At 69.4% G+C, this 25,734-nt stretch carries 21 protein-coding genes; 7 read left to right on the forward strand and 14 right to left on the reverse strand.

The annotated features are described in order from the left end of the window. Window positions 1-3 precede the first annotated feature (3 nt). The 5 genes from F8566_RS46385 to F8566_RS46405 form a co-directional block, all read right to left on the reverse strand. Window positions 4-1,644 (reverse strand): SagB family peptide dehydrogenase, encoded by a 1,641-nt coding sequence (locus F8566_RS46385; RefSeq protein ID WP_151570261.1) that lies wholly within the window; start codon window positions 1,642-1,644, stop codon window positions 4-6. Between the two features lie 43 nt (window positions 1,645-1,687). Further along, complete coding sequence (locus F8566_RS46390) at window positions 1,688-3,628, reverse strand: TOMM precursor leader peptide-binding protein (RefSeq protein WP_151570263.1); 1,941 nt, start codon at window positions 3,626-3,628, stop codon at window positions 1,688-1,690. After that, on the reverse strand, window positions 3,625-5,907 hold the full coding sequence (locus F8566_RS46395; protein ID WP_192810238.1) for a TOMM precursor leader peptide-binding protein: 2,283 nt from the start codon (window positions 5,905-5,907) through the stop codon (window positions 3,625-3,627). Before F8566_RS46395 ends, F8566_RS46390 begins: the two co-directional genes overlap by 4 nt. A 162-nt stretch (window positions 5,908-6,069) precedes the next feature. Continuing rightward, window positions 6,070-6,807: an ABC transporter permease gene (locus tag F8566_RS46400; protein ID WP_151570267.1), complete on the reverse strand. Its 738-nt coding sequence runs from the start codon at window positions 6,805-6,807 to the stop codon at window positions 6,070-6,072. Between the two features lie 46 nt (window positions 6,808-6,853). Continuing rightward, window positions 6,854-7,747, reverse strand: a complete 894-nt coding sequence (locus F8566_RS46405; protein ID WP_151570269.1) for an ABC transporter ATP-binding protein — start codon at window positions 7,745-7,747, stop codon at window positions 6,854-6,856. A 244-nt stretch (window positions 7,748-7,991) separates the two neighbouring features. On the opposite strand from F8566_RS46405, the gene F8566_RS46410 reads away from it, so the two are divergent. The 6 genes from F8566_RS46410 to F8566_RS46435 all read left to right on the forward strand — a co-directional run bounded on the left by F8566_RS46410 (window position 7,992) and on the right by F8566_RS46435 (window position 11,184). Beyond that, complete coding sequence (locus tag F8566_RS46410) at window positions 7,992-8,174, forward strand: thiazolylpeptide-type bacteriocin (RefSeq protein ID WP_151570271.1); 183 nt, start codon at window positions 7,992-7,994, stop codon at window positions 8,172-8,174. Window positions 8,175-8,259: 85 nt separating this feature from the next. Next, a complete protein-coding gene (locus F8566_RS46415) occupies window positions 8,260-8,442 on the forward strand; it encodes a thiazolylpeptide-type bacteriocin (protein WP_151570273.1) in 183 nt (60 codons plus the stop codon). Window positions 8,443-8,492: 50 nt separating this feature from the next. Then, window positions 8,493-8,675, forward strand: a complete 183-nt coding sequence (locus F8566_RS46420) for a thiazolylpeptide-type bacteriocin (protein ID WP_151570275.1) — start codon at window positions 8,493-8,495, stop codon at window positions 8,673-8,675. A gap of 73 nt (window positions 8,676-8,748) precedes the next feature. Then, window positions 8,749-8,922, forward strand: coding sequence for a thiazolylpeptide-type bacteriocin (locus F8566_RS46425; protein ID WP_151570277.1), 174 nt, complete (start codon window positions 8,749-8,751; stop codon window positions 8,920-8,922). 13 nt (window positions 8,923-8,935) lie between these two features. Continuing rightward, window positions 8,936-9,154, forward strand: coding sequence for a hypothetical protein (locus F8566_RS46430; protein ID WP_192810239.1), 219 nt, complete (start codon window positions 8,936-8,938; stop codon window positions 9,152-9,154). 68 nt (window positions 9,155-9,222) lie between these two features. Next, window positions 9,223-11,184, forward strand: a complete 1,962-nt coding sequence (locus tag F8566_RS46435) for a TOMM precursor leader peptide-binding protein (RefSeq protein ID WP_192810240.1) — start codon at window positions 9,223-9,225, stop codon at window positions 11,182-11,184. Between the two features lie 55 nt (window positions 11,185-11,239). Here F8566_RS46435 and F8566_RS46440 read toward each other — a convergent pair whose 3' ends face one another. The 7 genes from F8566_RS46440 to F8566_RS46470 form a co-directional block, all read right to left on the reverse strand. After that, the gene (locus F8566_RS46440; RefSeq protein ID WP_151570281.1) at window positions 11,240-13,111 is read right to left on the reverse strand and encodes an AfsR/SARP family transcriptional regulator; all 1,872 of its coding nucleotides are present in this window, start codon (window positions 13,109-13,111) and stop codon (window positions 11,240-11,242) included. Between the two features lie 105 nt (window positions 13,112-13,216). Continuing rightward, a complete protein-coding gene (locus tag F8566_RS46445) occupies window positions 13,217-13,690 on the reverse strand; it encodes a response regulator transcription factor (RefSeq protein WP_192810241.1) in 474 nt (157 codons plus the stop codon). 112 nt (window positions 13,691-13,802) lie between these two features. Beyond that, window positions 13,803-14,447, reverse strand: a complete 645-nt coding sequence (locus F8566_RS52745) for a helix-turn-helix transcriptional regulator (RefSeq protein WP_151570285.1) — start codon at window positions 14,445-14,447, stop codon at window positions 13,803-13,805. A 283-nt stretch (window positions 14,448-14,730) separates the two neighbouring features. Continuing rightward, a complete protein-coding gene (locus tag F8566_RS46455; RefSeq protein WP_151570287.1) occupies window positions 14,731-17,811 on the reverse strand; it encodes an AfsR/SARP family transcriptional regulator in 3,081 nt (1,026 codons plus the stop codon). Continuing rightward, the gene (locus F8566_RS46460) at window positions 17,812-19,065 is read right to left on the reverse strand and encodes an MFS transporter (RefSeq protein ID WP_151570289.1); all 1,254 of its coding nucleotides are present in this window, start codon (window positions 19,063-19,065) and stop codon (window positions 17,812-17,814) included. A gap of 113 nt (window positions 19,066-19,178) precedes the next feature. Then, window positions 19,179-19,508, reverse strand: a complete 330-nt coding sequence (locus tag F8566_RS46465; protein ID WP_151570291.1) for a hypothetical protein — start codon at window positions 19,506-19,508, stop codon at window positions 19,179-19,181. 125 nt (window positions 19,509-19,633) lie between these two features. Beyond that, on the reverse strand, window positions 19,634-19,855 hold the full coding sequence (locus F8566_RS46470) for a hypothetical protein (RefSeq protein ID WP_151570293.1): 222 nt from the start codon (window positions 19,853-19,855) through the stop codon (window positions 19,634-19,636). Window positions 19,856-20,674: 819 nt separating this feature from the next. On the opposite strand from F8566_RS46470, the gene F8566_RS46475 reads away from it, so the two are divergent. Continuing rightward, complete coding sequence (locus tag F8566_RS46475; protein ID WP_151570295.1) at window positions 20,675-21,820, forward strand: cyclic nucleotide-binding domain-containing protein; 1,146 nt, start codon at window positions 20,675-20,677, stop codon at window positions 21,818-21,820. A gap of 13 nt (window positions 21,821-21,833) precedes the next feature. On the opposite strand, the gene F8566_RS46480 is transcribed toward F8566_RS46475, so the two are convergent. After that, window positions 21,834-22,787, reverse strand: a complete 954-nt coding sequence (locus F8566_RS46480; protein WP_151570297.1) for a phosphotransferase — start codon at window positions 22,785-22,787, stop codon at window positions 21,834-21,836. A gap of 152 nt (window positions 22,788-22,939) precedes the next feature. Continuing rightward, window positions 22,940-25,720 (reverse strand): ATP-binding protein, encoded by a 2,781-nt coding sequence (locus F8566_RS46485; protein ID WP_151570299.1) that lies wholly within the window; start codon window positions 25,718-25,720, stop codon window positions 22,940-22,942. Window positions 25,721-25,734: the final 14 nt, after the last annotated feature.

The raw sequence follows: 25,734 nt of genomic DNA on the forward strand, positions 1-25,734 counted from the left end.
GTCTCAGCCGATCCGGTGGTCGATGTTCGGTTCGCCGGGCCGCTCGTTGCCGATCATCAGGAGCAGCAGCGGCCATTCGCCGGTGCCCTCCAGCCCAAGCCGTTCGGCGTACGAGACGTTGTCGAATCCGAGCGCGGCACCGCAGCCGATGCCGAGAGCCGCGCACGCGGTGTAGACCGCCTGCGCGACCGCACCGACCTCGGCGTTGACGTAGCGGTAGCCGCGAGGACCGGCTGCCTCCAACGCCGCCTCGGGCCGTGCGAGCACCACCAGGGCGGCCGCCGCCTGCTCAAGGTTGTAGTTGGGGAGGAAGTAGTTGTGCTGCAGGAACTGCGCCGCGTCGCCCGGCGACACGACACCCAGTTCGTTGCGCGCCGGGTCGTAGGCGTAGCCGCCGCGTGGCATGCCGCCTACGTGGTTGGTGAACACCACCAGGCGGGTGAGCGCCGGCCCGCCGTCGCCGTCCTTGACGTCGGATACCAGCCGTCCACCCGCGGTGCCTGCGGCCAGCACGGCGCTCAGCTCGGCCTGGGTGAGCGGACGGTGCCCGCTGAAGCGGCCGAAGCTGCTGCGCCGTGCCCGCAACGACGCCGGCACAGTGGCCTTCAGCGGCTCGGCGGGGGGCAGCACGAGTCGCCCGCTGTCGCCGTCGAGGCCGCGGCCACTCTCGTGACCGCGGCCGCCGTTGCCATACGGCGGGATCACGGCGGCTGCCAGCGCCAGCTCTTCGGCGGTCGGCCGGGGCCGGTGGTCGGCCACGATCTCCGCGTGGACCTCCTCCACCAGCGGAAAGCGGATCACTCTGCGGGACCGCTCGTTCTCCTGGAGGGTCACCCTCGCCTGCCTTGCCGGTGCCGCGTCCGGTTTCCCGGGGGTACCCGGCTCGGTCCATGGCAGCGGTACGACCGCGAACACGCTCTCCGCGCGGGTCTGCAGGGCGAGCAGCCGGTTGAGCGCGGGTTCGTCGAAATGCAGCATCGGCCGTAGTGCGAGCCCATGGGCCCGGGACCACATCTGCCAGGTGCCGAGAAGGGTTCCCACGTCCATCGTGACCACGTGGTAGCAAAAGCTGTTGTACTTGAACGCGTTCTTCCAGAACTTCAGGCTGACCAGAAGGAACTGATCGGTCGATCCGGCCGCGCCGTCGTCGCCGAGGGTGGCGCGCACCTGGTCCACCACATCGCCGGCGAGCAGGCGCTGCATGGCGTGGTGAGGCGTCGAGTAGTAGTAGACGCCCGGCACCATCGGCCCCCGGGGCCCGCACACCCAGTAGATCTCCGCGGGGTACATGCCCCCGCCGGAGGCGGTCCCGCGCCACCACACCGCGCTGCGGTATCGAGGCAGCATCTCTTCGTCGTTGTTGGCCTGCACGCCCAGCCTGCGCCCAAGCAGCCCGTACGAGTCGCGGAGCATCCCGGCCAGGGTGTCGAGCGTGAAGCGCCCACCGGCCGGCGCCGGCCGCAGTCCGGTGTCCAGCGCGGCGCCTTCGCCGCAGCGCCCGTCCGGCAGCGGGAAGCGCACGGCACCGGGGTACACCTTGTGCCTGCGTGGCTTGTCGGCCCAGTCGGGCTCGAATCCGAACGGCTCCATGGGTTCTCGCCGGCGGCGGACGATCGCGTTGACGTAGTCGTTGACGACGCTCATCGAGGTCTCATTTCGCTGGCCGGGATCAAGGGCAGAGGCAGGGTCAGGGGAACGGGTGCGGCACGAGATGCAGCTCCGACTCGTCGAGCTCGGTGGTCCGCCACCCCGCCCGGCGGAACGCGTCGCGCATCCTGGGCATGTGCAGCGCCCGCTGCCGCCCCCAGCCGAAGTCGATCGGCAGCAGGCCCGGCGCGATGACGCAGGCGCCGCGCACCCCGGCGTCGTGCTGCTCGGGGGAGGTCTGGTCGACCACGATGACGTCGAAGCCGGCGGAGGTCACCTCGCCGACCACGAAGCGCAGGTCGTCGAGCAGATCCAGATGGCGCGGCCGGCGCGCGGCCCAGCCGCGGTAGATCTCCGTCATCGGCCGCGGGGCCGGGTGGTCCAGCAGGAAGTCCATCTGCGCGGCCATCTCCGGCAGCCCGAACAGCCGCGGGTGGTCCGCCAGGGTCACCACCCGGTGGTAGTCGGCCGCCATCGCGCGCAACTCGGCGGTTCCCGCCGCCGAATGGACGTCGAACCCGGGGATCGTGTTGGCGATCTCGCCCAGGGCGGCCTTGACGGCGCTCTCGGGATCCAGGCTTGTCCCGGCACCGACGCAGAGCGTTCCCGGACCCCCGTCCCGCCGGACCCCCACCGCCGTGACGACGGGGACGGAGAACTCGACGCGGGTGTCGAACAGCCGGACGTCGTAACCGCACAGGGCGATCCGGTCGATCATCATGCGGCATCGCGGGTCGGGGATCGAACGGGTGTCGATCTCCGGCAGGCGCGCCTTGCCGTACCAGCTGAGGACGTAGGCGTCGCGCTCGAGGAGTTCGAGCAGGCCGAAGAGGATCGCCTCCTCCCGGCAGCTCCCGACTGCGCACCCGTTCGAGCACTCCTGCACGAACTTGTTGACCGGATCGTCCACGTGGTAGTACGCCAGGATCTCGGGCACGAGCACGGGCCGGTCGTCGCGCAGCGAATGGCCCCACACCCACGGGATCCTCAGGCGCGGGGTGTATCTGACGTGGTACGGGTCCCCTTCGTAGTACTCGTCGGTGTAGACGCCGCACTCCAGCGGGTCGACCGCGTCGGCCGCCAGGTTCTCGTAGGTGTCGACGACGGTTCTGGCCACATGCCGCGGACGCATCCCGGCATGCCGCTCCAGCCCTTCCAGGATGCCGAGGAGCACACTCTCGTCGTAGTTGTAGGCGTGGCCTCCCCAGAACGAGTCGTGCATGTAACCCGTGCCGCGAACGGCGAAGTGCCCGATGGTCGGAGCGGTCGTGGTGCATTCAAGGCGGTGCCGGGCCTGGGGACCCAGGGCGCCACAGACCGGATTGACGTAGGCCTCCACTGCCAACCGGTAGTCCTCGGGCGTCTTCAGGCGGAAGGCGTCCGTGCCGCTCTTGGGCCGCGATCGCAGCGGCTCGACGACGCGGTCAGGGTGGTCCGGCGGGCGGTCGTTGCACAACGGGCAGTCCGAGTCGGCCAGCAACGGGTAACGCCGGATCTGAGCCGTGTCGAGACTGATCTCATAGACGAGGGGATGGCCCGCGGGGTCGGCCGGGCGGCCCGCCGCCACGAGGTCCGCCACCCGCCGGACGCATTCGAGCGCGAACTCGTTGAGGAAGGGCGGTGGGGCGACCGCGTGCACCCGGGCACCGAATTCGAGGACGTCGCGCTCGTCGGTGGAGCGGATGGCCTGCCAGCGCCGCGCCAGGCAGTTGAAGCAGGGGCGCGACCATTTGGTGCCTCTCCTGCTGGTGTACGGCCCGACGATCGCCTTGTCGTCGTGCAGCCGGACCGGGATCAGCACGTCCGCGCCGGGCGGTACGGCGGGCATAGCGGCGGGTTCGGCGAGCGCGTCCGTGACTCCCAGGAAGGCCACGTGCATCTCGGGCCCGTTCTCGCCGGCGAGGGCCTGGAGACGGCGCTGCACCCGTTGCCGCGACTCCTCCAGGGTGAGCCGGGCAGGACGCTCCGCTGTCACTGTCATCCCCGGCTACCCCGGCTCGTGGCCATCAGCACACGAACGGTGACGACGTGGCCATGCCGGACCAGGTCCGCGGTGGCGGTGGGCACCACGAGGGCGTCGAGATCGCGTGCCCGCAGGTCGTCCAGTATCGCGGCCACCGTAGTGGAGCCCGGCCGGGCGGACGCCGGGCCCGGGCTGCGAATCGCCCGCACGTCCAGCGAGGGGAACACCGGATCGCCGAAATCCACCTCGGCCGTCTCGCCGAGTTCCCGTCGCAGCTGCTCGCACGCGATCAGGTCGCGCAGCGCGATCGTCACGGCCTCGTCGCGGGACAGCGCCGCGCCCACCGACCACGGCACGGGCTCGAGGTCGGAACCGGTTGCCCGCGCCAGTACCAGATGTGCGGGGCCGTCCGGGGCGAGGTCGATCAGCTCGGCCGGGTGTTCCAGGTTCCGCGTCGTGCGCACCAGGAAGTCGATCTCTGAGCCGTGCGGCGCCGCGTCGAGAGTGATCGTCCGGGCGACGGCCGGGTCGCCGGCCGCCGTGCGGAGCGCCGCGTAGGCCAGCGCGGACAGCAGGCCCTGCCGGATCGCCTCCGCCGCGGTCGCCCCGGCCCCCGCACCGGCCGCGGTGGGTTCGGCGTACAGCTCCGCGTTCGCCGCCGAGAAGGGGTGAACGGCACCAGTGGGAACCCCGAACTCCCGTCCGTCGAGCAGGGACCTCGCGGTCAGCCAGGGCCCGGCCTGATCGTCATCGACGGAACGGCCGCTCCAGGTCAGCAGCCGATCGAAGGAGACGGAGGCAAGCCCCGGGCGAGCATCCGCCCCGGCCTCGGGAATCGAGCCGGGCCCGGCTCGGCCGACGTAGGCGAGCGCGGCCGCGTGCACCGCGCGGGTGCGTGCCCGCGTCACGTAGTGCAGGTCGGCGGCGGCGATCGAACGAGGCGGCGAGCCCGGGGACGCGGTGGAACCCGCCCTCAGCCGGGTGACCTTCAGGGGGGACTGGTCGATCGACGTGTCGTCGAACACCGTGAACACCCCGGCGTGCTCCGACACCAGCTCCAGGATGGTCGTCAGCTCATCCCGGAGCTGTTCGGGGGCGACCACCACTCCGGCCGCCGCCGCGGGCTTCGCGGGCTCGGTGCTTCCTGCGGGCTCGGCGTGCTCCGTGGACTCGGAGGCCTCATCTGGGTCGCCGGCCTCCTCCGGGTCGGCAGGCTCCAGTTCCTCGGCGGTGGTCCGCCGCGTCCTCGTGTGCGCGTCCTCGATGATCTTCCGCTGCGGGTCGCCGCACGAAGGGCAGCGGGGATGTGGAAGGACCGGCTCGCGTGAGGTCTCCAGGGTCAGCTGGTCCTGCAGGATGACGGCGCCCTCGGTCTCCGCAGGGAGGCAGCCGGTCAGCGTGCGGAACGCCTCGTACCCGAGCATGGTCCCGAACATCGCGGCGACCGGGGCGCTCGGGCGCGCCGTGCCCGCGCCGAGCCCCGGCAGGCCGATGCCCCGCCACAGGGCGGCCATCGATGCCGGGTCCAGGTTGTCGTCCAGCCGCAGCAAGGAGCACGTCCAGCAGGGAGTCGTCCCAGGACGTACAAGCGGTCCGACCGTCAGGCGAGTTCCGATCACTGTCGCGGGCAGCACGATTCCCCTGGCCGGAGGCGCCGAGGCGAGCCGCAGGGCATCGGCGGCCCCCGCTCCCTCGACGGCAGCGATCACCAGGTCGTACGACGCCGGATCCAGTTCCGGGGCGTCTCCGGTCCGCAGCCGGATCTCGGCCTCGCACCCCAGAGCCGTGAGGGCCGTGGCCTCCTCGCGAAGGGCAGCGGCCTCGGCCTCGGTCGCCGTCACATGCACCGTGCGCATCCCGTTGCGCAGAAGGCTCAACGCCGCCGCCATCGCGATGCCGCCCCGGCCGAAGACCAGGACGTCGGCGTCGCGGAACCGGATGAACCGGCCCTGCGCGTCGTCCACATAGTGCTCGACGTAGTTGAGCTGGGGCTGGAAGCGCTCCAGCACCCGGTCTGGCAGGACCGCCGGATCGGCCGGGCCGGCCGGACGGCTGTCGCGGGCGAAGCCCCGTTCGAGCAGCGTTCGCACGAAGTCGACGACCATCGTGCGCTGCGCCTCGTTCAGCCCGCCGGTGAGCTCGGCCACGGTGTTGCGGCCGGTCAGATGTGGGGCCAGCATCGTGGCGAAACGGTATGCGGTGCGCCCATGCACGATGAATCCGTTGTCGCTGTTACGGAAAAGGACGCCGTCACCGGTATCGGCGAAGAGGACATCATGCCGGAGTCTGGGACGCACATCTTGGAGACCATTGCTGGAGAACTCCGCCGCAATACCTGCTCCATTGACCGTCGTTGTTTCCACTGTCGTGGCCTCCTTTGAGGACCGCCCGCAGTTCGCTGTCAAATTGCTGTCACAGGCCCCGCTCGGAAGCGGCCGCCGCGCCTCAGGTGACGCGTTTCAGGTGAACCGGCGCCCCTCGTCCCGCCGGTAGGCCCAGACCGCCAGGGCACCGGTGGCGGCGATCCACACGCCGAGCATGACCATGGCGGTGGGGTTGATCCGGTAGTCCCCGACCGCGGCCCAGACCAGCTCCACGGCGCCCCGGGTCGGCAGATACGGAGCCACCGTCTCCACGAATTCGGGTGCCTCGCCGGGCGGGCCGAGGAGCCCCCCGCCGAAGGCGAGCGGGAAGAACACGATCTGGGTGAGCGCCAGCGCCGCCTTGCCGGGCAGCGAGTAGCCGATCGCCAGGCCCAGCAGGACGAAGGGCACCGCCGCGACGACCAGGGCACCGAGGGTGGCGGCGAGCTCGCCGGGGGAGAGCGTCGCCGGAGTGGCCACCGCGGCGACGATCACCACCGACAGCAGGGACATCGCCATGAAGGCGAACCCGCAGAGGATCCGGCCGGCGAACCGCGGCCAGGGCCCGGCGGGCAGCGTCCGGGTGTAGGCGTCCCAGGGCTGGGCCCGATCCTCGGCGACGCCCACCCCGTACTGGAACAGGAAGCTCATCATGAGGGCGAACGTCACCACCGAGGCCGCGGCCTGCGTGGCCTCCGCCGGGTCGTCCCGGGTGAACGGAACCACGAAGAACACCATCACCGCCACGGGGAAGAACACGTTGCCGATGACGGCGATGGGGATCCGGGCAGTCTCCAGAAACTGGTACTTCGCGTGCGTGGCCACGAGATGCATCGCAGGTTCCTTCCTCCCCCGGCGATCCTCCGGGACTCCTGCAGGCTCAGACCGCCGCCGAGTCGGCGCCGACCGAGGTGGTGATGGACAGGAACGCCTCTTCCAGAGACGTCGTCTTGATCTCCAGATCCGAGAAGGCCACTCCGGTGGCCACCAGATCGCGGACGAGCTGGTCGGCGTCGGCGGTGAGCAGGCTGGCGCGCGCACCCTCGCGCTCCACGCCGAGGAGCCCGGGCAGGGGCGGGACCTCGTCGAGCTGGACGTTCACGCGCCGGACGCCGACCATGGCCCGCACCGATTCGACGGTGTCGTCGGTCAGGATCCGGCCGTCTCCCATGACGATGACCCGCTCGGCCAGCGCCTCGACCTCCTCCAGGTAATGGCTGGTGAGCAGCACCGTCCCGCCGCCGGCGTGGTACGCCTTGATGCTCTGCCACAGGGCGTGCCGGGCCTCCACGTCCAGCCCGGTCGTCGGCTCGTCCAGGAACACCATCCGCGGGCGGCCGGCGAACGCCAGGGCCACGGCGAGCCGTCGCTTCTGCCCACCCGAGAGCCCGCCGGTCTGGCGCCGTTCCAGCCCGTCGAGGCCGAGGCGGCCGAGCAGTTCGTCCCGGTCCTCGGGGTCCGGGAAGTGCGCGGCGACGTAGTCGTAGCACTCGGCGACCCGCAGTGTCGCGGGCAGGCTCGTCTCCTGCGGAGTGACACCGATGGCACGGCGGTTCGCCGGGGAACGCGGATCCCCGCCGAAGAGCTCGACCGTGCCGGCGGTGGGGCGGCGCAGCCCGACCAGCATGTTGATCAAGGTGCTCTTGCCGGCGCCGTTGGGCCCCAGCAGGCCGACCAGCTCTCCCGCGCGGACGTCCACCGAGACCTGGTCGACGGCCACGACCTCGCCATAACGGCGGGTGGCTCCGGAGGCCCGGGCAAGCGTTTCGGCCATGGCAGGCTCCTTCGGTTCTCGACGGCCATCCATTTCCCAAGGAATGTTTTCTTGTAAAACTCCTACGGGGTCAGCCGCTAAACCAAGTAGAACAGCGGCAGCAAATCCGGTCGATACCCCGCATCGCGATTCCAGTGAACTGACAGCGGGTTGAGAGCGAAATGCTAGTGCCACGTCCCAGCGCTGACAGTGGCCGGTGTCATGCTTCCGGACAACGCCGGAAAACTCAGGGAAGGAGCGGTTCATGCGTCAGGAAAAGCAAGACCACACGCTCTCGGTGCTCAAGGACGAGCTGGGCCTCCTGGAGGCTGAGACCTTCGAGATCCGCGACCACAACGACGTCGTGGAGGAGCTCGCCGGCACCACCAGCTGCACCAGCACGACGAGCAGTTGCACCAGCAGCAGCGGCACCAGCTGTTGCGACTAGCCCGCCATAACGGCGAACCGTGCCACGGACGCCTCAACACACAAGGAGCGACGAGGAGCAACGAGGAGCAACGAGGAGCACAGCCGTGAACGAGACCGACGACAGCGGTACTAGATCCCTACTCCTGGAGGACCTCGGCCTGCTGGAGGCCGAGACCTTCGAAGTCCGCGACCACTCCGACGTCGCGGAGGAGCTGGCCGGCACCTGCAGCTGCACCAGCACCACGAGCAGCTGCAGCAGCAGTAGCGGCACCAGCTGCTGCGACTAGGCGGTATCCGGCACCTCGACCCACTGAGACAGAGGAAGGAGCGCCAAGCCGTGAGCGACACCGACGAGGACCGCGGTACCCACACCGTCCTCCAGGCGGAGCTGGGCCTGCTGGAGGCCGAGACCTTCGAGATCAGTGACTACGTCGAGACCATCGAGGAGGTTGCGGGCACCACGAGCTGCACCAGCACATGCAGCAGCTGCAGCAGCAGTAGCAGCACCAGCTGCTCCTGACCTGGCGGCGACCGACGACCGCGGGCAAACGAGAAACGAAATCACTCACGGACCCACGGAAGGGAGTGAAGCGATGAGCGCCGACCTTGTCGATCTCCGGAACGACCTCGAGCTTCTCGAGGCGGAGACCTTTGAGATCCTCGACTACGAGGAGGCCCCCGAAGTGCTGGCGGACTGCTGTAGCACCAGCAGCTGCAGCACCAGCAGCAGCACGACCAGCTGCACCAGCACCGCGAGCTGCGCGTAGGGGAGTGGCTGGCATGGCGCACGCGAAGGACGGCGAGCCGCTGTCGGAGCTGCATGCCGGGATGGCGATGCTCGAAGCGGAGACGTTCGAGATCCATGATCACGTCGAGGCCACCGAAGACCTCCTCGGCTGGACGAGCTGCGATTGCAGCACGAGCACCGGCTCCAGTACGAGCAGCACGAGCACCAGCAGCAGCACCACGAGCTGTACCAGCACCGCAAGCTGTGCGTAGCAGGCCGCCGAGCGGGTCGCCGTGGTACGGCCCGCTCGGCTCACGTCCGCATGCAGGAGAGGTTGAGCGTGGCAACAGCGACCGTGCCGAGGAACGTCCAGAAGACCGTCGACGCCATCTCGTCTCGCGAACAGGACCGGGCGCGTGTCGAGCGGTTCCTCGATGAGCGGGTGACCCTGGCGGGTGGGGAGATCAGGCCACAGGTCGCCGTGCTCGGCGCGTTCGACGTGTTCGACGGTGACCGGAATCGCGCCGACACCCGGTCATATCCGGTGTCATATCCGGTCCATCTGACCCAGAGCGCCGTGCTGTTCGGGCCGTCCGCGTCGGAGCCCGCAGCCGGATCTCCGTGCCCGGAGTGCCTTGCGCGACGCTGGCAGCGATTGCAGAGCACCGAGGAACGGGAGGCCCTGGAGAGCGGCCGTGCCGTCCACGCCGTCGCCGGTTCGCCCTATCTCACCTCCGACGCGCTGGAGATGATGTGGCACCTGTATGCGCGGCTCGCCACCGCGCGGCCACCGGTGAGTGAACGCCTGCCGTTCGTTCACGAGCTGCGGCTGGACTCCCTCGGGGTGCGGCGTTTCAGGCTCATGGCGGACCCGGACTGCCCCTCGTGCGGGCGGTCGCGCCCGGGTGACCGCGAGGCCGCCCGGCTCGACTTCGTCGACCGCGCCAAGCGCGCACCCGACAGTTACCATCTGCGCGCGGCCACTGATGTCCCGCTGCCACTGGACGCGCTGATCAATCCGATCTGCGGGGTGCTGGGGCGGTCGGCCCACTACGACGTGACGAGCCCGACCACCGCGCCGGTCAACGGCCAGATGAAGCTGCGCATCGCGGAGCGCCTCTTCGACGTGCACTGGAGCGGGCACGCGGACTCATACGACGAAAGCCTGGCCTGTGGCGTGTTCGAGGGCCTGGAGCGCTATGCGGGCGGCCAGCGGCGAGGGCTCGACCATGTCGTCGTCGACTCCTACGACAGGCTGGGCTCCGACGCGCTGGACCCCCGCGAATGCGGCCTGTACGACGACGAGGTCTACCGTTCCGACCCCGACTTCACGGCGTTCGCGCCCGACCGGCCGATCTCTTGGGTGTGGGGATACTCGCTCCGGGACGAGCGTCCCGTCCTCGTCCCGGAACGCATCTCGTACTACATGGAGCGGCGCGTCGGTGACGGGGACTTCGTCCACGAATGTTCCAACGGCTGTGCCGGCGGCGGATGCGTGGAGGAGGCCGTCCTGTTCGGCATGCTGGAGTTGATCGAGCGAGACGCCTTCCTGCTCGCCTGGTACGGCAAGGCACGGCTGCCCGAGATCCTCCCCGAGAGCGTCGGCGATCCGGCGGCGCGGATCATGATGGACCGGATGCGGATGCACGGATACGACGTCCGGCTCTTCGACAACCGGGTGGACCTCCCGGTCCCGGTCGTCACGGCCGTCGCCCGGCGCCGCGACGGCGGGCTGGGCACCCTGTGCTTCGCCGCGGGCGCCGGCCTCGATCCCGCGGGAGCGGTGCGCGCCGCCCTCTGCGAGATCGCCTCCTACATCCCTTCGCTGCCTGAACGGGTCAACCGGCTCCGCGACGAGCTCGCCGGGATGGCGGTGGACTTCGCCAAGGTCTCGCACCTGACCCACCACGCGGCCCTGTTCGGCTTGCCGGAGATGGAGCGCCATGCCAGGTTCTTCCTCGCCGAGCGGACCGGCCAGGCGATGACCGACCTCTACCGTGAGTGGGAGCGGTTCCGTCCCCAGACCCTGAATCTCCTCGACGACCTGCGTTTCTGCCGCGACCTGCTCATCGGCGCGGGTTTCGACGTCATCGTGGTCGAGCAGACCTGCCCGGAACAGGCGGCCGCCGGGCTCCGCAACGTCTGCGTGATCGTGCCGGGCCTGCTCCCCATCGACTTCGGTTGGCACAAGCAGCGTGCCCTCCACATGCCGCGCATGCGGACGGCGTTCCGGCGGGCGGGCTGGCGGAGCACGGATCTGGAGGAGGGGGACCTCCATCGGGTTCCGCATCCCTTTCCCTGATCTGGCACCGAGCGCGAGACACGCCACCTTGAGACATGCCACCTCGAGACGTGCTCTAGCGCGCCACCGTGGTGCCGGCGACGCGTGGAGTCTCACCGTCGGCCCTCAGTTCGCGGGCATAGGAGCGCAGGAGCGGCGGCATGGAGAACCGGTCGAGGTCGAGGCCCTGGAGGAGCCCGGCTTCGAACAGTTCCTCCAGGAGCTCCTCGGCGTGCCGCGATCGGGTACCGGTCAGGCGTGCGACGTCCTCGACGCTGAAGACCGGCCCGGTGCGTGCCTCGGCGATGGCGTTGAGCAGGCGCCTGGCTTCCGGGCCGAGCCGTTCCGAGGACAGGTCGAACGCCCGGCGCACCGAGATCCTCGGCCGCCTTCCCACCGACAAACGCCCCAGGGGGTCCGCCGCGATCCAGCTCACGAACTCCCCGAGGCTCTGTCCCGGGCGGCTGGTGAACTTGGCCGCGGCGATCCGCAGCGCCAGCGGCAGGCCGCCGCAGATCTCGGCGAGCGTGACCGCGGCCGCCCGGTTCCGGTCCACCGTCATCCGGCCCAGCAGTCCGGCCAGCAGTTCCAGCGAGCCGTCCACCGGCAGCGCGTCGAGTTGGTGCGAGCGCAGCCGCCACCGGGCCGTCAGCTCGGCCAGGTTCGTCCTGCTCGTCACCAGCACCGCCATGCCGGCGCTCCCCGGCAGCAGCGGCTCGACGTGCCGGGCGTCCACCGCGTCGTCGAGCAGCAGGAGGATGCGCCGGTCCACCAGCGCGGTTCGGAAGGCGGCCTGCCGCTCGGCCTGCCCCTCGGGGATGGCGGGGCGCCGCAGTCCTGCGAAGACCAGCAACTCGCCCAGCAGCTCCTGCGGGGGGCGCGGCCGGCCGCTGTCGTCGCTGAGCCGCAGATACCACTGCCCTTCCGGGAAGAGGTCCGCGACATCGTAGGCGACGCGCAGTGCCAGGGCCGATTTGCCCACTCCGGGGGCTCCGCGGATCACCGTCACCACGGCCGATTCCTGGTCGGCGACGCGGGTCAGCTCGTCGGCGATCCGGGACGCGATCTTGCTGTGCCCGACGAAGCCGCGGTCGGGCGGAGGCAGCCGGCAGGACGGCCCCAGGGACCGTGCCGCCGGGCGCGGCGACACCCGTGCCGGATCGGCGGCCTTGTCGGGTGCCGGGTCGGACACCGGAAGCTCGCCCTTCAGGATGGCCAGTTCCATCCGCTGCAGGCCGGGCCCGGGATCCACGCCGAGCTGCTCCAGCAGGATGCCCTTGATCTTCCGGTACGCGGCCAGGGCCTCGGACTGGCGTCCCGCCCGGTACAGCGCCTCCATCAGCTGCTCCCAGTACCGTTCCCGGTGCGGGTGGGCGGCGGTCAGGCCGTGCAGCTCGGCGGTGAGACTGCGATGGCGGCCGAGGGAGAGCTCGATGTCGATCCGGCGCTCGCAGGCCCCCAGCCACTCCTCGGTCAGCTTCGGGACCTCTTCCCGGTGCAGCACGTCCGAGGGAATGTTGGCCAGGGCGGGGCCACGCCACAGGGCGAGCGCCTCCTGGAGGCGCAGCGACTCCTCCAGATCGCCGGCACCGCGTCTGGCGCGTTCCAGCAGCTGGCGGAAGCGCAGCAGATCCAAGGTCTCCGGGCTCGCCTCCAAGGTGTAGCCGCTCGGCAGCGTCAGGATCGGGTTGCCGGGCACTCCATTGGCGTGCAGGGTCTGGCGTGACCGCATCACGTACGTCTGGAGGCTGGAACGTGGATTGCGCGGAGCGCGCGGGTTCTCCTCGCCCCACACGATCTCGATGAGGCGCTCGTTGGAGAGGAACTCGTTCGCGTGCAGCAGGAGTGCCGCCAGCACGACGCTCGGCTTGGTGGCCGGCAGCGCGAACGTGTGCCTGCCGTTTGCGATCTCCACTGATCCCAGCAGCCTGAATTGCGCGGTCACCATGACTCCCGACCGGACCAGAGTCCAGGGTCCTTGTTCCGAGTGTCCATGACCAAATCGACCAATGGTACTGTCCGAAGGTGGAATATCGGTCGGTTGCCAGGGCCGCTATCCGGTCGCGCCCGTCCCCGAACCCTCGCCGTTGAGGCGCAGCCACAACACCGCGAGCTCCATGCGGCTGGTGCAGCCGCTCTTGGTCAGGACCCGCGTGACGTGCTTCTTCACGGTGCTGACGGAGATGTCCATCAGGTCGGCGATCTGGCCGTTGCTGAGCCCGGCCGCGACGAGCTCGGTGACCTGCGCCTCCCGCGGGGTCAACGGAGGCCGTACGGCCCTGCTGGCGTCGGCGAGGTCTCTGGCCAGCGGGGCCAGGTGCCGGCCGAGCAGTTCCATGATCGCCTGTTGGCGGGCCCCGATCGCGAGGTTCGCAGTCTCCTCGCCGTTCGCCGATGATCCCGTTCGGTCACACCTGAGCGTGGCCGTGCCGGCCCAGCCGAAGTGTTTCGAGAGCGCCCGTTGAAGCCGTTCGCGGAACTCCTCGGTGTCGTGGGCTCCGAGAACGTCGTCCAGTACGCCCAGCATCCCTTTGTAGTCCGCGGGTTCGAGTGGGTCTGCGGGCGAGGGCGGCCCTGTCGGGTCCGCAGGGGCCGATGGCCGACTGTGCCTCTCGAACATGATTCCTTCGTCACGCCTGCTACGCCAGGGCGTGGGCCATGCTCCCGTGGCGGCGGTGCCACCACAACGCGAGTTGGGCCCGCCCGGTGCAGCCCGTCTTCGCCATGGCATGGGTCAGATGCTTCTTGACGGTGTCGACGGTGATATTGAGCCGTTCCGCGATCTGACGATTGGCCATGCCCTGAGCGACCAGGCCCACCACCGCGTACTCGCGTCTGGTCAGTTCCGCGGGCTCCTGACCGGCCTGGACGCGGGCGAGGTGCTCACCCAGCCAGGGAGCGAGATGGCGCTGGAGCCGGTGCAGGATGGCCCGATCGCGCGCGCCGGGACCGGCGTCGCCGGAGAAGTGCACGCAGATGAGCGCCCTCGCCGCCGTTCCGGCGTCGATGATGCCCATCATGGCTCGGGTGGTTCCCTGGTGCCGCGCTGGGTCGTCGCGGAACGTCTGCCTGCCAAGGGGCACCGCGGCGTGCTGGAACACGGCGGAGAAGGGCATCGCGCCCACCGGCATTCGCACGACCAGGGTGTCGCTCCAGCCGAGGTGACGAGCGAGCGCTCCCCGGATCCGGTCGAAGAACGACGGGTGTCCCGCCGCATCCGCGGTGGTCTCCAGGACCCGAAATATCCGCTGGTAGTCGGCTGGTTCCAGGGATTCCGTTGCCATGTTCGCCTCCGGTGGCGGTCCCTCGGAGTGGCGGGTCAACGCGGACCGGGGTCGCCGGAGCCGCAGGTCCCTCTCGGTCGCGCACCAGGCGCGACCACACGGGAGAAATCGCTGAGTGGCTGGGAGCGGATTCGCAAGGTCACTGGGAGCGGATCTTGCAAGGGTGACTGGGAGCGGATATCGAATCGTGGTTTGGTAGAACCGACGGAACACCAACGGTACCCGGGGCTTGCTAACCGGACGCTAACAGGAGCCTTGCGACCACCAGGACGGGCAGGTCACGCTAGGGGCGGCCGGTGACGTTCTGGGCCGCGAGTCGTTCGTCCACCGAATCCCGGCCGGTGTCGTCAGCGGATCGGGCGAACAGGTCGCGTGCCTCCGTCCACGCCTCGCGGGCCGCTGCGAAGTCGTTCGCGGCGGCATGGGCGTCACCGAGCGTACGCAGGGCGCCGGCCAGGTAGGGGAGCCAGCCGCGGGTGCGCCAGACCTGCACCGATCGTTCCAGGCAGGCAATGGCCGCAGGAAGATCCCCTGCCGCCAAGGTCAGCTCGCCCAGCACGGCGAGCGCGTCGGCGAGATGATGGCGGAAGTTGCCGACAAGGCTGTAGGACACCGCCAGTTCGGCGGTCGGCCTTGCCCGGTCGTCTCCGGTCGCGGCATACGTCTTCGCCAGATAGAGCAGCGAGAACGTCTCCAGGTAACGGTCATCGAGCTCGCGTGCGATCACGATCGAGTCGTCCAGCAGTCTCTGGCCGCCCTCGACGTCGCCGCACAGCGCCCGGGCGGCGCCGAGGAACTGCATGACGGTGGCCATGACACGAGGATTGCCGAGGACCTTGGCGTTCTCCAGCGCTCGCTCAAGACAGGGGAGCGCGCGGTCGGGGTGGCGCTCCCCATGCACAACCGCCATGACGTGGTAGGCCCGAACCTGCCCACCCGGATAGCCGGATGTCCGGGAGAGGCGCAGGGACTGCTCCGCCACAGCGAGCGCCTCGCTCTCCGCTCCCTGAGCCGCCAGGCCCCAGACGATCGCCACCATCGCGTCGGCCATCCCGATCGGGTCGTCCAGCTCGGTGAACAGCTGAAGCAGCCGTTCGGCTGACTCGCGCATCGTGACCATCGCGGGTCCGGAGCGTACGGGAGAGGTCCAGGTGGTCACCTCAAGGAGCCCGCGCCGCAGGACCGCCTCGCCCTGCTTGTTGCCCGTCTCCTGGCAGAGTCTCAGGGCCCGCTCGTGCATGTGACGCCAGTCCTCGTACAAACCCCTGACGTCGCAGTACTTCTCCATGGAGGCCGCCAGGTCCCACGCCGCCTCATCCAGCGACAGCTCGCACGCCTGCCGGACCTCGGCCACGAGTGCCGGGCGTTCGGCCGTGAACCAGAGCATCGGATCCTTCAGAAGCTGTGCCGCCTCCGCCGCGGGGAGCGGCCAGCGAGGGGCTGCGCCGTGCATGGCGGCATAGCACGGTCCGGGGACGTGGTCGGCGGCGCGTTCGGCCAGCCAGAGCCACGCCCCGAGGGCGCGCTGCAACGCGGCGGCGCGTTCCGCGGGCGGGCACTCGGCCTCGGCGCGCTCCCGCGCGTACAGCCGGATGAGGTCGTGCATCCGGTACCGGAGCCGGCCTGTCGCGTCGACGTCGACGACGCTCACCAGATGCGCGTCGATCAGCGCCTCGAGATGGTCCTGGGCCTCGGCCGGCGGCACATCGAGCAGGGCGGCGACCGCCCAGGACGCGAAGTCGGGCGCGTACAGCAGGCCCGCCAGGCGGAACGCTCGCCTCGTCGCCGCGGGCAGTGGCCGGTAGCTCATCTCGAAACCGGCTCGCACCTCCAGATCGCCGACCGCCAGCTCGTCCAGGCGGCGCCGCTCCTCATGCAGGAGGCTCGCGAGGTGTGCCAGCGTCCAGGAGGGCCGTCCGAGCAGCCGCGCCGCGGCGATGCGCACGGCCAGCGGGACGTGACCGCAGAGCCGCACGATCTCCGCCGCGGCGTCCGGCTCCGCCGCGACGCGCCGTTCGCCGACGATGCCCGCCAGCAACTCCACGGCCTGCGCCGAGGCGAGGACGTCGAGGTTCAGCAGCGTCGCCCCCTCCAGCCCGGTGAGACGGTGGCGGCTCGTGATGAGCACAGCCGCGTCCGGTGTCCCGGGCAAGAGCGGCCGCACCTGCTCTTCGCTCGCGGCGTTGTCGAGGACGACGAGCATTTTGCGGCCCGCCAGCCGGCTGCGGAACAGGGCGGTGCGCTCCTCAAGGGAGGGCGGCACGCCGGAGCCCGCCGTCCCGAGCGTGCGCAGGAACCTGCCGAGCACCTCGCCCGGCTCGGCCGGGTTCTCCGAGTCGCCGCGCAGGTCGGTGTAGAGCTGGCCGCCGGGGAAGGCGTCGATGAGCCGATGCGCGACGTGCACGGCGAGCGTGGTCTTTCCGATGCCGCCCATGCCGGCGACCATGGCCACGGCGACGGTACGCGGGCGGGTGCCGCCGGTCCCGTCCAGCCGTTCGGCCAGGAGCGCCGCTTCGGCCTCCCGGCCGGTGAAATCGGAGATGCCGGGCGGGAGTTCGGCGGGAACCGGCATGCGCGTCCCCGCGGCACCACCCGGGTGCGCCCCGAGTGGCTGGTTGGCGGACAGGACGCGCAGATGTGCTTCCTGCACTTTCTCGCTCGGCTCGACGCCGAGTTCCTCCCCGAAGCGTTTGCTGAGGTGCCGGAAGGTGTGCAATGCCTCGGCGGGCCGCCCGCTCGCCGCCAGCACATCGATGAGGGCGGCGTGCAGGGGCTCGTCGAACGGGAGTTCGTCGGCCATCACGGTGAGGGAGGTGAGCGCGGCCTCCGGGGTGCCCGCGTACAGCGCCGCGTCGGCGAGGTCCATCACCGCCTCCCGGATCAGGTGTTCGGCCGTCCGGATCAGGCCGTCCGTGCGGTTCAGCTGATCCAGTCCGGTGAGGAGCGGTCCCCGGCGGAGCTCCAGGGCGGACGCCAGCATCCGGGTCCGCGCCTCCGGCTCGGTCAGGGTCCGGGCACGGCCGATGAGGTCGAGGAAACGGTCGAGGTCCACACTTGCGCCCCGCAGGAGGTACCCGTCCGCGTACTCGATCGCGGGTTTCGCCGTTGCCGGCGTGTCCAGCCGTTCCAGCCATTTGCGCAGGCGGGACACGCCGACGTGCACCGACGCCCGGCTCGTCGACTCGGCACGATCGGCCCACACCAGGTGCGCGAGCCGTTCGGCCGACAAGGGCTCCCCACGCGCCAGGACCAGCACGCCGAGCAGCCCTTGGAGGACCTTGGAACCGGGAGGGGGGACGCTCGCGCCGTTCACGCTGACCCGCAGGCGCCCCAGCACCCGGAAGCAGACACCTTGTTCTGACATCTAGGAAACCGCCTTGACCGGCCATACGAACAGGCCGCCCGCCACGGCCAGCGATGCGGCGAGAATGAAGAGCGCTGAGTATCCGCCGAGGGCGACGGCGTTCGCAGCGATGAGCGGTGCGAGCGCGACGGCGCCGCTGCCCGCCATGTTCATCACTCCGAGGTCTTTGCCCCGGTCACGGGCCCGCGGCAGGAGTTCGGTGACCAGGGCCTGGTCGATCGCGAAATAGACGCCGTATCCGGCGCCGAGCATGGCCGCAGCGGCCATGGCGGCGGGCCATACCGGGACCAGGGCCATGGTGACCAGCCCGGTGGCCGACAGCAGCGACGAGACGATCACGAACACCTTGCGGCGGCCGATCCGGTCGGAGAGCCGCCCGGCGATCAGGCTCGCCACGATGAGGCCCGAAGTGAACAGGAGGCTGAGGACGGCGACACCCTCGGCCGCATCAGCCACCCGCACCTTGTCGCGGAGGAAGTAGAGCAGATAGACCGTGGCCAGTGATGTCGCGAGCTGGGCCATGAAGCGTCCAGCCCACGCCCACGCGAAGTCGGGATGCTGCCGGGGCTTCACGTACAGGTCGGCGAGGGAGATTCGGAACGATTGCCGGTCCGCGCTTGGTTCAAGCGAGCCGGGGACATCTTTAGCCAGCAGCGCGTATGGAACGGTGAGGGCCGGGACGAGCATGGCTACCAGGAGGTATCCGGTCGCAGTGTCGACGCTGGAGACCAGCAGCGTTCCGGCGACCAGCCCGAGAGGCTGGGCAAGCCCGGCCACGGCTGACACCATCCCTCTTTGATGGACGGGGATGCGGTCGGGGACAGCCGCGCACAGTGCGACGTGCATGCCGCTGACACTGGCGTGCACGACGATCCAGCACACACCCGCGCCGAGCACCGTCGACTGCCACGGCAGGGCTAACAGCGCGGCCGTGCAGAGCAGTGAGAAGGCCGCGACCCAGGAGCGCCGACGCCCGAACCGCCAGGTGGTGCGGTCGGACAGAGCTCCCGCTACCGGGGACGAGACCACGGCGGCCGCCGCCGCGACACCGGTGACCAGCCCGAGGAGCCACACCTTGTTCGCGGGGTCGATCGACTCGATCTGGCTGGGCAGGAGGATCTGCGCGGAGGCCAGCAGTCCGATCCACATTCCGAGGGTCGCCAGGAAGAGTGCGAGGAGCCACGAGTACGGAAAGCGCACGGGAACGGCTGGAGCCTGGGCGGTCGACGCACCCGCGGCGAAGGGTGTCTTCATGGCGAGTCCCGGGGATCGTGTCCTCGCGACACTATGGGATCTCGGTGTGATCCAGGGGATAACAGCATAGACCGTCGGTCAGATGCACGTCCGCGCGTACCGGACCACGTCGGCTAGCCGGGCCGGCGGCCGGCGATGGCGTGCGCGACGTTGACCACGGCCACGACGATCCAGACCAGGATCACGGCGGGCAGCCCGGCCGCGTCCATGGTCCCGCCGATCACCGCGGTGGCGAGGAAGCCGCCGAACATCGAGGCGAAGACGAGCTCCGGGGACGTTCCCTTCCGCTCGCCCTTGACCGCCTTGCTCTCGGCCAGCCGGGCCTCCACCTGCGCGTCGACCCGGGCCTTGATCCTGTCATCGAGCCGTTCGAGAAAGGACTCGATGATTTCGGGCTCGAAGTCGGACCCGAGCTCCTTCCGCACGGCCAGCGCCGCCCGCAAGTCTTCATCCTCTTCCCGTCCCGCCACGAGACAAGATGTATCGCGTGCTGGGTGCATTGTCTAGATCCTGCCAAGCCACATTTGCGCCATCGGTCTGCCAGTGGCGCGATCGCTCGCTTTCGGGCTCATTTGAGGGCGGCGCCGTAGGCGATGCCGTATCCGACTGGGGCCGTCCCGCACCTGCCCGCGATCGCGGTCGCCTCCAGAGCGAGAGTCCGCACCCCGGTGACCGGGGCCAGCACCGCGGTCGCCGATTTTGGCGTCACGACCCGCTGTGCGATCACTGCCCCGTCCCCTCGCAGGACGACCCGGACCTTCAGCGCCGCCGGGGCTGCCGGGTCGAGCATCAGGACGGTGGACAGGCGCGTGAAGGACCGCCCTAGCCTGAACCTCGTGACGGCAGGCGCTTGCCGGCAGCCCACCCAGAAGCTCGTGCTGTTCGCGGACCTGCGTCCGGCAAGCGTCGCGGTCCGCCGCAGGCCCGTGGGACCGTCAGCGTCCGCTCCGCTGACGACCTCATAAAGCGCGGTGGTGGTTGGCTGAGCGCGCGGGGAGGGACTGGAACGCAAGGGAGGACTGGAACGGGTGGGTGTCGGCTGCGTGGGTGAGGACATCGAACCCATCGGAGTGGGAGTGCGGTAACCGCCGCTCGCGCTGGCCTTCGGCGAAACAGGTGCGGCGGACGGCCGTTCATCAGAGCGGAAACGGGCCTGCGCCACGGTCGCCGCCGCCAACACGACGGTGATGGCGACCCCTACGGCGAATACTTGCCGTCCAGTCGGTTGGCGAGCGGCGGCAGCGAGGAACCTGCCGGATCGGTCGAGAGTGCGCTGGAACGGCCCCTTGCCCTGATGCCGACCTCTCACGGTTCCGATCGCCCCTTTCGCCTCACCAGGCCGCCGAAGCCACCTGAGTCACCTCCTCTAGATAGAACGGCTCCCACCGGCCCAAAGGCTCACCGCTCGAAGGCTTCCGCAGCGCAAAATCCCGTGCCATTGGCGGCAGAGCCACCCGCAGACGTCACATGACATCGCATTCACCCTGGTGAAGCGCAGATTCCCGCGGGCGGCGCGTTGCCCTGATTGTGTCGCGCGCCGCGGTTTCGGCATCGCGCGACTGGTAGGCAGGAAGCGGGCGATGGCGGACGACCCTGTTAGGGGGATCCGGTGGAGCGGACCGCGGCTGGGAGGTTTTGGCATTCCCTTAGCGAGGTCGAGCAGCAAGAACTTCTGGGGCTGGGGCAACGTGCAAGCCATCCGCCGGGAACGGTCCTGTGCCATGAGGATGCCTCCGCGACCGACGTCATGGTGATCCTGGACGGCTGGGCGCAGGTGTGCTGCGGCACGGGTTCCGAGGAACGGATCGTCGCCCTGCGCGGCCCTGGGGACCTCCTCGGGGAGCGCGCCGCTTTGATGGTCCGTTCCCGCTCGGCCACGGTCGTCACGCGCGACGCGGTGGAGATCCTCGTCGTGCCGGCGGAGGGGTTCGCCGGGTTCCTCGAAGAACACCCCAGGGCCGCCGCCCTGCTCGAGCAGCAACTCTACGGGCGGCTCAACGAGGACCGCGTCTCCGGCCCGCTCGAACGAATCGGGTCCCGAGACACCGAATGGACCGGCCAGAATTGCTCGATCTTCTTCACCGACATCGCCTCGTTCAACGATCCAGGACGCACTGACGAGGACAGGCGGATCGTCAAGCGAGTGATGTACGAGGTGCTGAGGGACGCGTTCGCGGAGTCGGGGGTGCAGTGGACCGGCTGCCACCACGAGGACCGCGGCGATGGAGCGCTGCTGGTCGTCCCGCCGACCGTGCCGACCACCCGGCTGGTCGACCCGCTCGTGTCAAAGCTGGCTGTACGGCTGAGGTCGCACAACCGCCGGGCCGGTGACGTCGTCCAGCTCCAGCTGCGAGCCGCCCTGCATGTCGGCCCGGTGACCAGCGAGGAGGAGGGGGTCTCAGGCGAGGCCGTCAGCCAGGCCGCGCGGCTGCTCGACGCGCCGATCCTCAAGTCCGAGCTTGCCCGGACTGGAGCCGATCTCGGCTTCGTCGTCTCCCACTTCGTCTACGACTCGGTCGTCAAGCACGCCCCTGGTTCGGTGGATCCGCTCGCCTACCGCCGCATCAAGGTCCGCGTGAAGGAGGCCAAGACCAAGGCGTGGATCTATCTGAGCGCCGGCGTGGGAAACCGCACCCCGGAACTGCGCGCACGGCCCTCCGTGAGGCCCTCGGCCCCCGCCGGCCCGCTGTTCGAGGGCGACCTGAAGGTGGAGGGCGACCTGGTCATGGGAAACAAGATCATTATTCGCGACTGAGCGCCGGCGCCGCTCAATGATCACCGCCCCAGTGGCGTTCCACCTCCGGCTGGATCGCCCGCCATTTCTCCGGGGAACGGCTCACCGCGAGATTTCGCAGGACGGCGTAGCGGAACATCCATCCGACCGCCTGGTCGTCCACGTCCCACGTGCGCTGATAGGTCTTGATGAATCGATCTGCCGCGCCGAAGCGGTCGCTGGCGGGCTGGCATCTGGACAGGTGCAGGGCCGCCAGAACGGCGTCGTAGAGAAGGCGGTCTTCCTGTGCCCGGTCCCAGTCGATGACCGCGACCACCCCACGGTCCTTGACCAGGACGTTTCCAGGGCTCGGATCCTGGTGCGTGATCCCGACCGGGCCGAGGTCCAGACGCTTCGCCTCCTTGGACAGCTGGTCGAGACCCGCACGCACGACCATCACGTCCTGCTCCACCCGCAGCCGGGCCGTCATGTCGGCGACGAACTCGTCGCGCCTGGTCAGGACGGCCCGGAGTGGCCAATGGTAGGGCGCGAGGCTTTCGGGTGACGGCTGGTCCGGATGCCGATGACCTTGCGCGATCCTATGGATGTCGGCCAGCTTCGCGGCCCAGTCCTCGATGAGTTGCGGGTCACGCCAATCAGGTGACGGGGCGTGGTCGGTGAACGACCTCACGAACCAGTAGTGAGAACGGTGCTCGATCCAAGGAGTCTTGTGGCGGCCGACCGGAGGATGTGCGGGCCGGACCGTCCCGGTGTGCTCGCTCAGGAACGCAGTCAGTGCGAATTGATAGTGGAATGGAACTCTTCGGCTGTCCTTATGGACCTTCGAGAGCACATATTTGCGCCCTCGCCAACGATAAATGAAGTGGAGACTGTGGCATCTCAGCCGGTCTGTGGAGGCAGGCGCGGGATGGTGGTCGTAGTGAGACGCCAGAACCTCGAGCCACGATCGTTCGACCAAGCTGCATCTCCGGCGGCAGGTGCCTGCCACCGATCGTCAGGTCGTCTGTCGAGGTGCAAGGCAGTGGGACCTTGGGCGTCGTCGCCCATGAGTGGGGTCCATGAGAACACAGTGACTGGTGGGCCTGCGGCGGATTTCCGTCAAGACGGCGTAAGACACCGGCGATCAATGGACACCGGCGGTCAATCGCCGCCTTGGCCCTCCTCGATAAGGACGGCCTTGGCGAACGCCTTCTCGGCGGCCTCTCTGTCTCCCTGCTGGGCGCGGATCTCGCCATAGAGCCTCCATGCCTCGCGCTGGCGGCGCTGCTGGCCGAGCTCCTCACCGAGCCGCAAGACCTCCTCTAGGTGAGATGCGGCGTGCTCCAGATCGCCCATGTCGCGAAGAATCCGGGCCAATGCCACCATCGTCGCCATTCTGCCGTGACCGTCGTTGACCTCAGCGGCGATGGCGCAAGATCGGATTGCGGTCCGATGTGCCTTCTCCAGCAGTCCGAGGCGGTGGAAGACCTTGCAGAGAACATCAAGTGAATCGGCTTCGCCGCGCCTGTTTCCGATTTGCCGGCAGAGGCGCAGGGATCGCGTCGCGCCCTTCCTCGCCGCGTTCAGATTGCCGAGATCGCGTTCGACGAGGGCGAGAGCTCTGAGCGCGTCGGCTTCACCGAAACGGTCACCGATCGATCGGCTGATCTTCAGGGCCCGCACGGCGTCCTCACCGGCCGGGTCGTAGGTCTGCAACCGGCGGTAACTGCGGCTCAGGCTCATGAGGGCCTCCGCCTCGCCGTGACGGTCGCCCAGCTCCTGAAGGATGTCGAGGGCTTCCAAGCCGGCCCAGACCGCCTCGCCCTCGCGGCCGATCCTGCGCAGGATGGTCGAGAGGTACACGAGGGCCTCTCCCTCCCCATGGCGATCGGCGATCGACTGGCGGATCTGCAGGGCGGACTCCACGAAGTCGCGCGCCTGCTCGTGCTTTCCCAGCCACATGTGGAGGTGGCCGATGAAGGCGAGGGTCTCGCCTTCGCCATGGCGATCGCCGATCTCACGGCGGAGCTTCAAGGCCTGCTGCGCGTAGTCGAGAGCCGGCGAGGCGCGGCCCCAGGCGTGGTAGATGTGGGCGATGTTGTCGAGGGTTTCGGCCTCGCCGCGTACATCTCCGATCCTGCGTCTGATCTTCAGAGCGGCCTTGGCCCTGAGATAGGCCTCTTCGTATTCGCTCAATCCCTGGTAACCGCGCGCCATGGTGTCGAGGGTCGTGGCCTCGCCGTGCCGGTCCTCGATCTTCTGGCGGATCGCCAGCGCGACCCTCGTGACGGCGAGTGCCTCGCGGTATTCGCTGAGGTGCAGGTGGATGCGTGCGATGTTGTCCAAGGCGACGCCCTCGCCGTAGCTGTCGCGGACCTGGCGGCTGAGCCGGCAAGCCACGTCCGCCTCGGCGAACGCCTCGCGTACTTGACCCATCTCCCGGAAGGCCACTGCGAGGTGGTGATGCATGAAGAACTGGGACGGAATGTGTCCGCGCCGTTCCGCCCCCTCGAGACCGAGGCGATGGACCTCGATGTTCTCGTGACAGTACCTTCGAAGCTCGAAGTAGTCGTACACCGCGTCGGCCAGGCCGATCGTGAGCCCGTCCCACCGCAGCTGCGAGGTCTGGCGGACGATCTCAATGAGATTGCGGTACTCGGCGTTGAACCATTCCAGCTGGCGGGTGCGTTCGGCCGGGTCGACGTCCACCGGCGGCGCGGCGAGCTCCTGGCCGATGGTCCGCCGGTACCGGTCGAGGAAGCGACCCGCCTGCTGGGCCCGGGTCAGGTACCAGGTGGCCAGGCGCTGAAGGGCCGCCTCACGGACCAGGCGATCGTCCTCCGCCTCCGCACGACCCCTCGCATACTCCCTGAGCAGTTCGTGGAGCTGATAGCGGCCTGAGGAGACGGCCTGGACGAGGTTCGAGGCCTCCAGGTCGTTGAGCATGCTGAGGGCGGCATCCGGTGTGACCGCGCAGAGGGCCCCGATCGCCTCAGGAGTGAAGGTCGGACCCTCGACCAGGCCCAGCAACCTGAACGTCGCGACGAGGTCTGGTCTGAGCCCCCGATAGGACAGGTCGAAGGCGGCTCCGACGGCGTCGTCCAGATCCCGGCCCAGGGTGAGGTTGGAGAGCCGGTCTCCCTTCGCCAGCGCCGCCACGGTGTCGGCCACCGACTGCTGCGGCCTCGTCGCGAGGTTCGCCGCGGCGACGCTCAAGGCCAAGGGCAGCCGCGCACAGATCCGGACCAGCTCGGTGGTCGCCTCGGGTTCGGCGTCCATCCGTTCGTGCCCGGCGACCGTGCGAACGAGTTCGACCGCCTCGCTCGCGGGCATCAGGTCCAGCGGAATCATCCGGGCGTGGCCACGTGCGACCAGACCGGCGAGGTCGTCGCGCGCGGTCACGACGACGACGCACGATGAGCTGCCGGGAAGAAGCGGGTACACCTGCTGGGAGCCCGCCGCGTCGTCCAACACGATGAGCAGGTCCTTCTTCGCAAGCTGTGACCTGTAGAGAGCCGTGAGCTCGTCCTCGTCGACGGGGATCCTGCTGGAAGGGACGTTCAGCGCGCGGAGCACCTGCCCGAGCGCCTCGTATGAGGAGAGCGAGGCCCGGTGCGAGTAGCCGCGCAGGTCGATGAAGATGTTCCCGTCCGGGAACCGGTCCGCCATGAGATGGGCCCAGTGCACGGCCAGGGTCGTCTTCCCGACACCGGGCATCCCGGTGATGGCGATGATGAGCGGCGAGAGCGAGTGCTGGTACTTCTCGATCAGGGTGTTCAGCGTGGCGAGGATCTCGGCTCGCCCGGAGAACCCGTGGATGTCGAGCGGGAGCTGCCGTGGGGGAGGCTGAGACGGTTCAGGCGCGGAACCGCCGACGTGGATGATCTTGTCGCGGGCAACCGAATCGCCCGCAAACCTGGCTTTGCCCGGATAGGCCGCCATCTGAGACCCTCGCC

The sequence above is a fragment of the Actinomadura rudentiformis genome, assembly GCF_008923185.1.
GTDB classification, from domain to species: Bacteria; Actinomycetota; Actinomycetes; order Streptosporangiales; family Streptosporangiaceae; genus Spirillospora; species Spirillospora rudentiformis.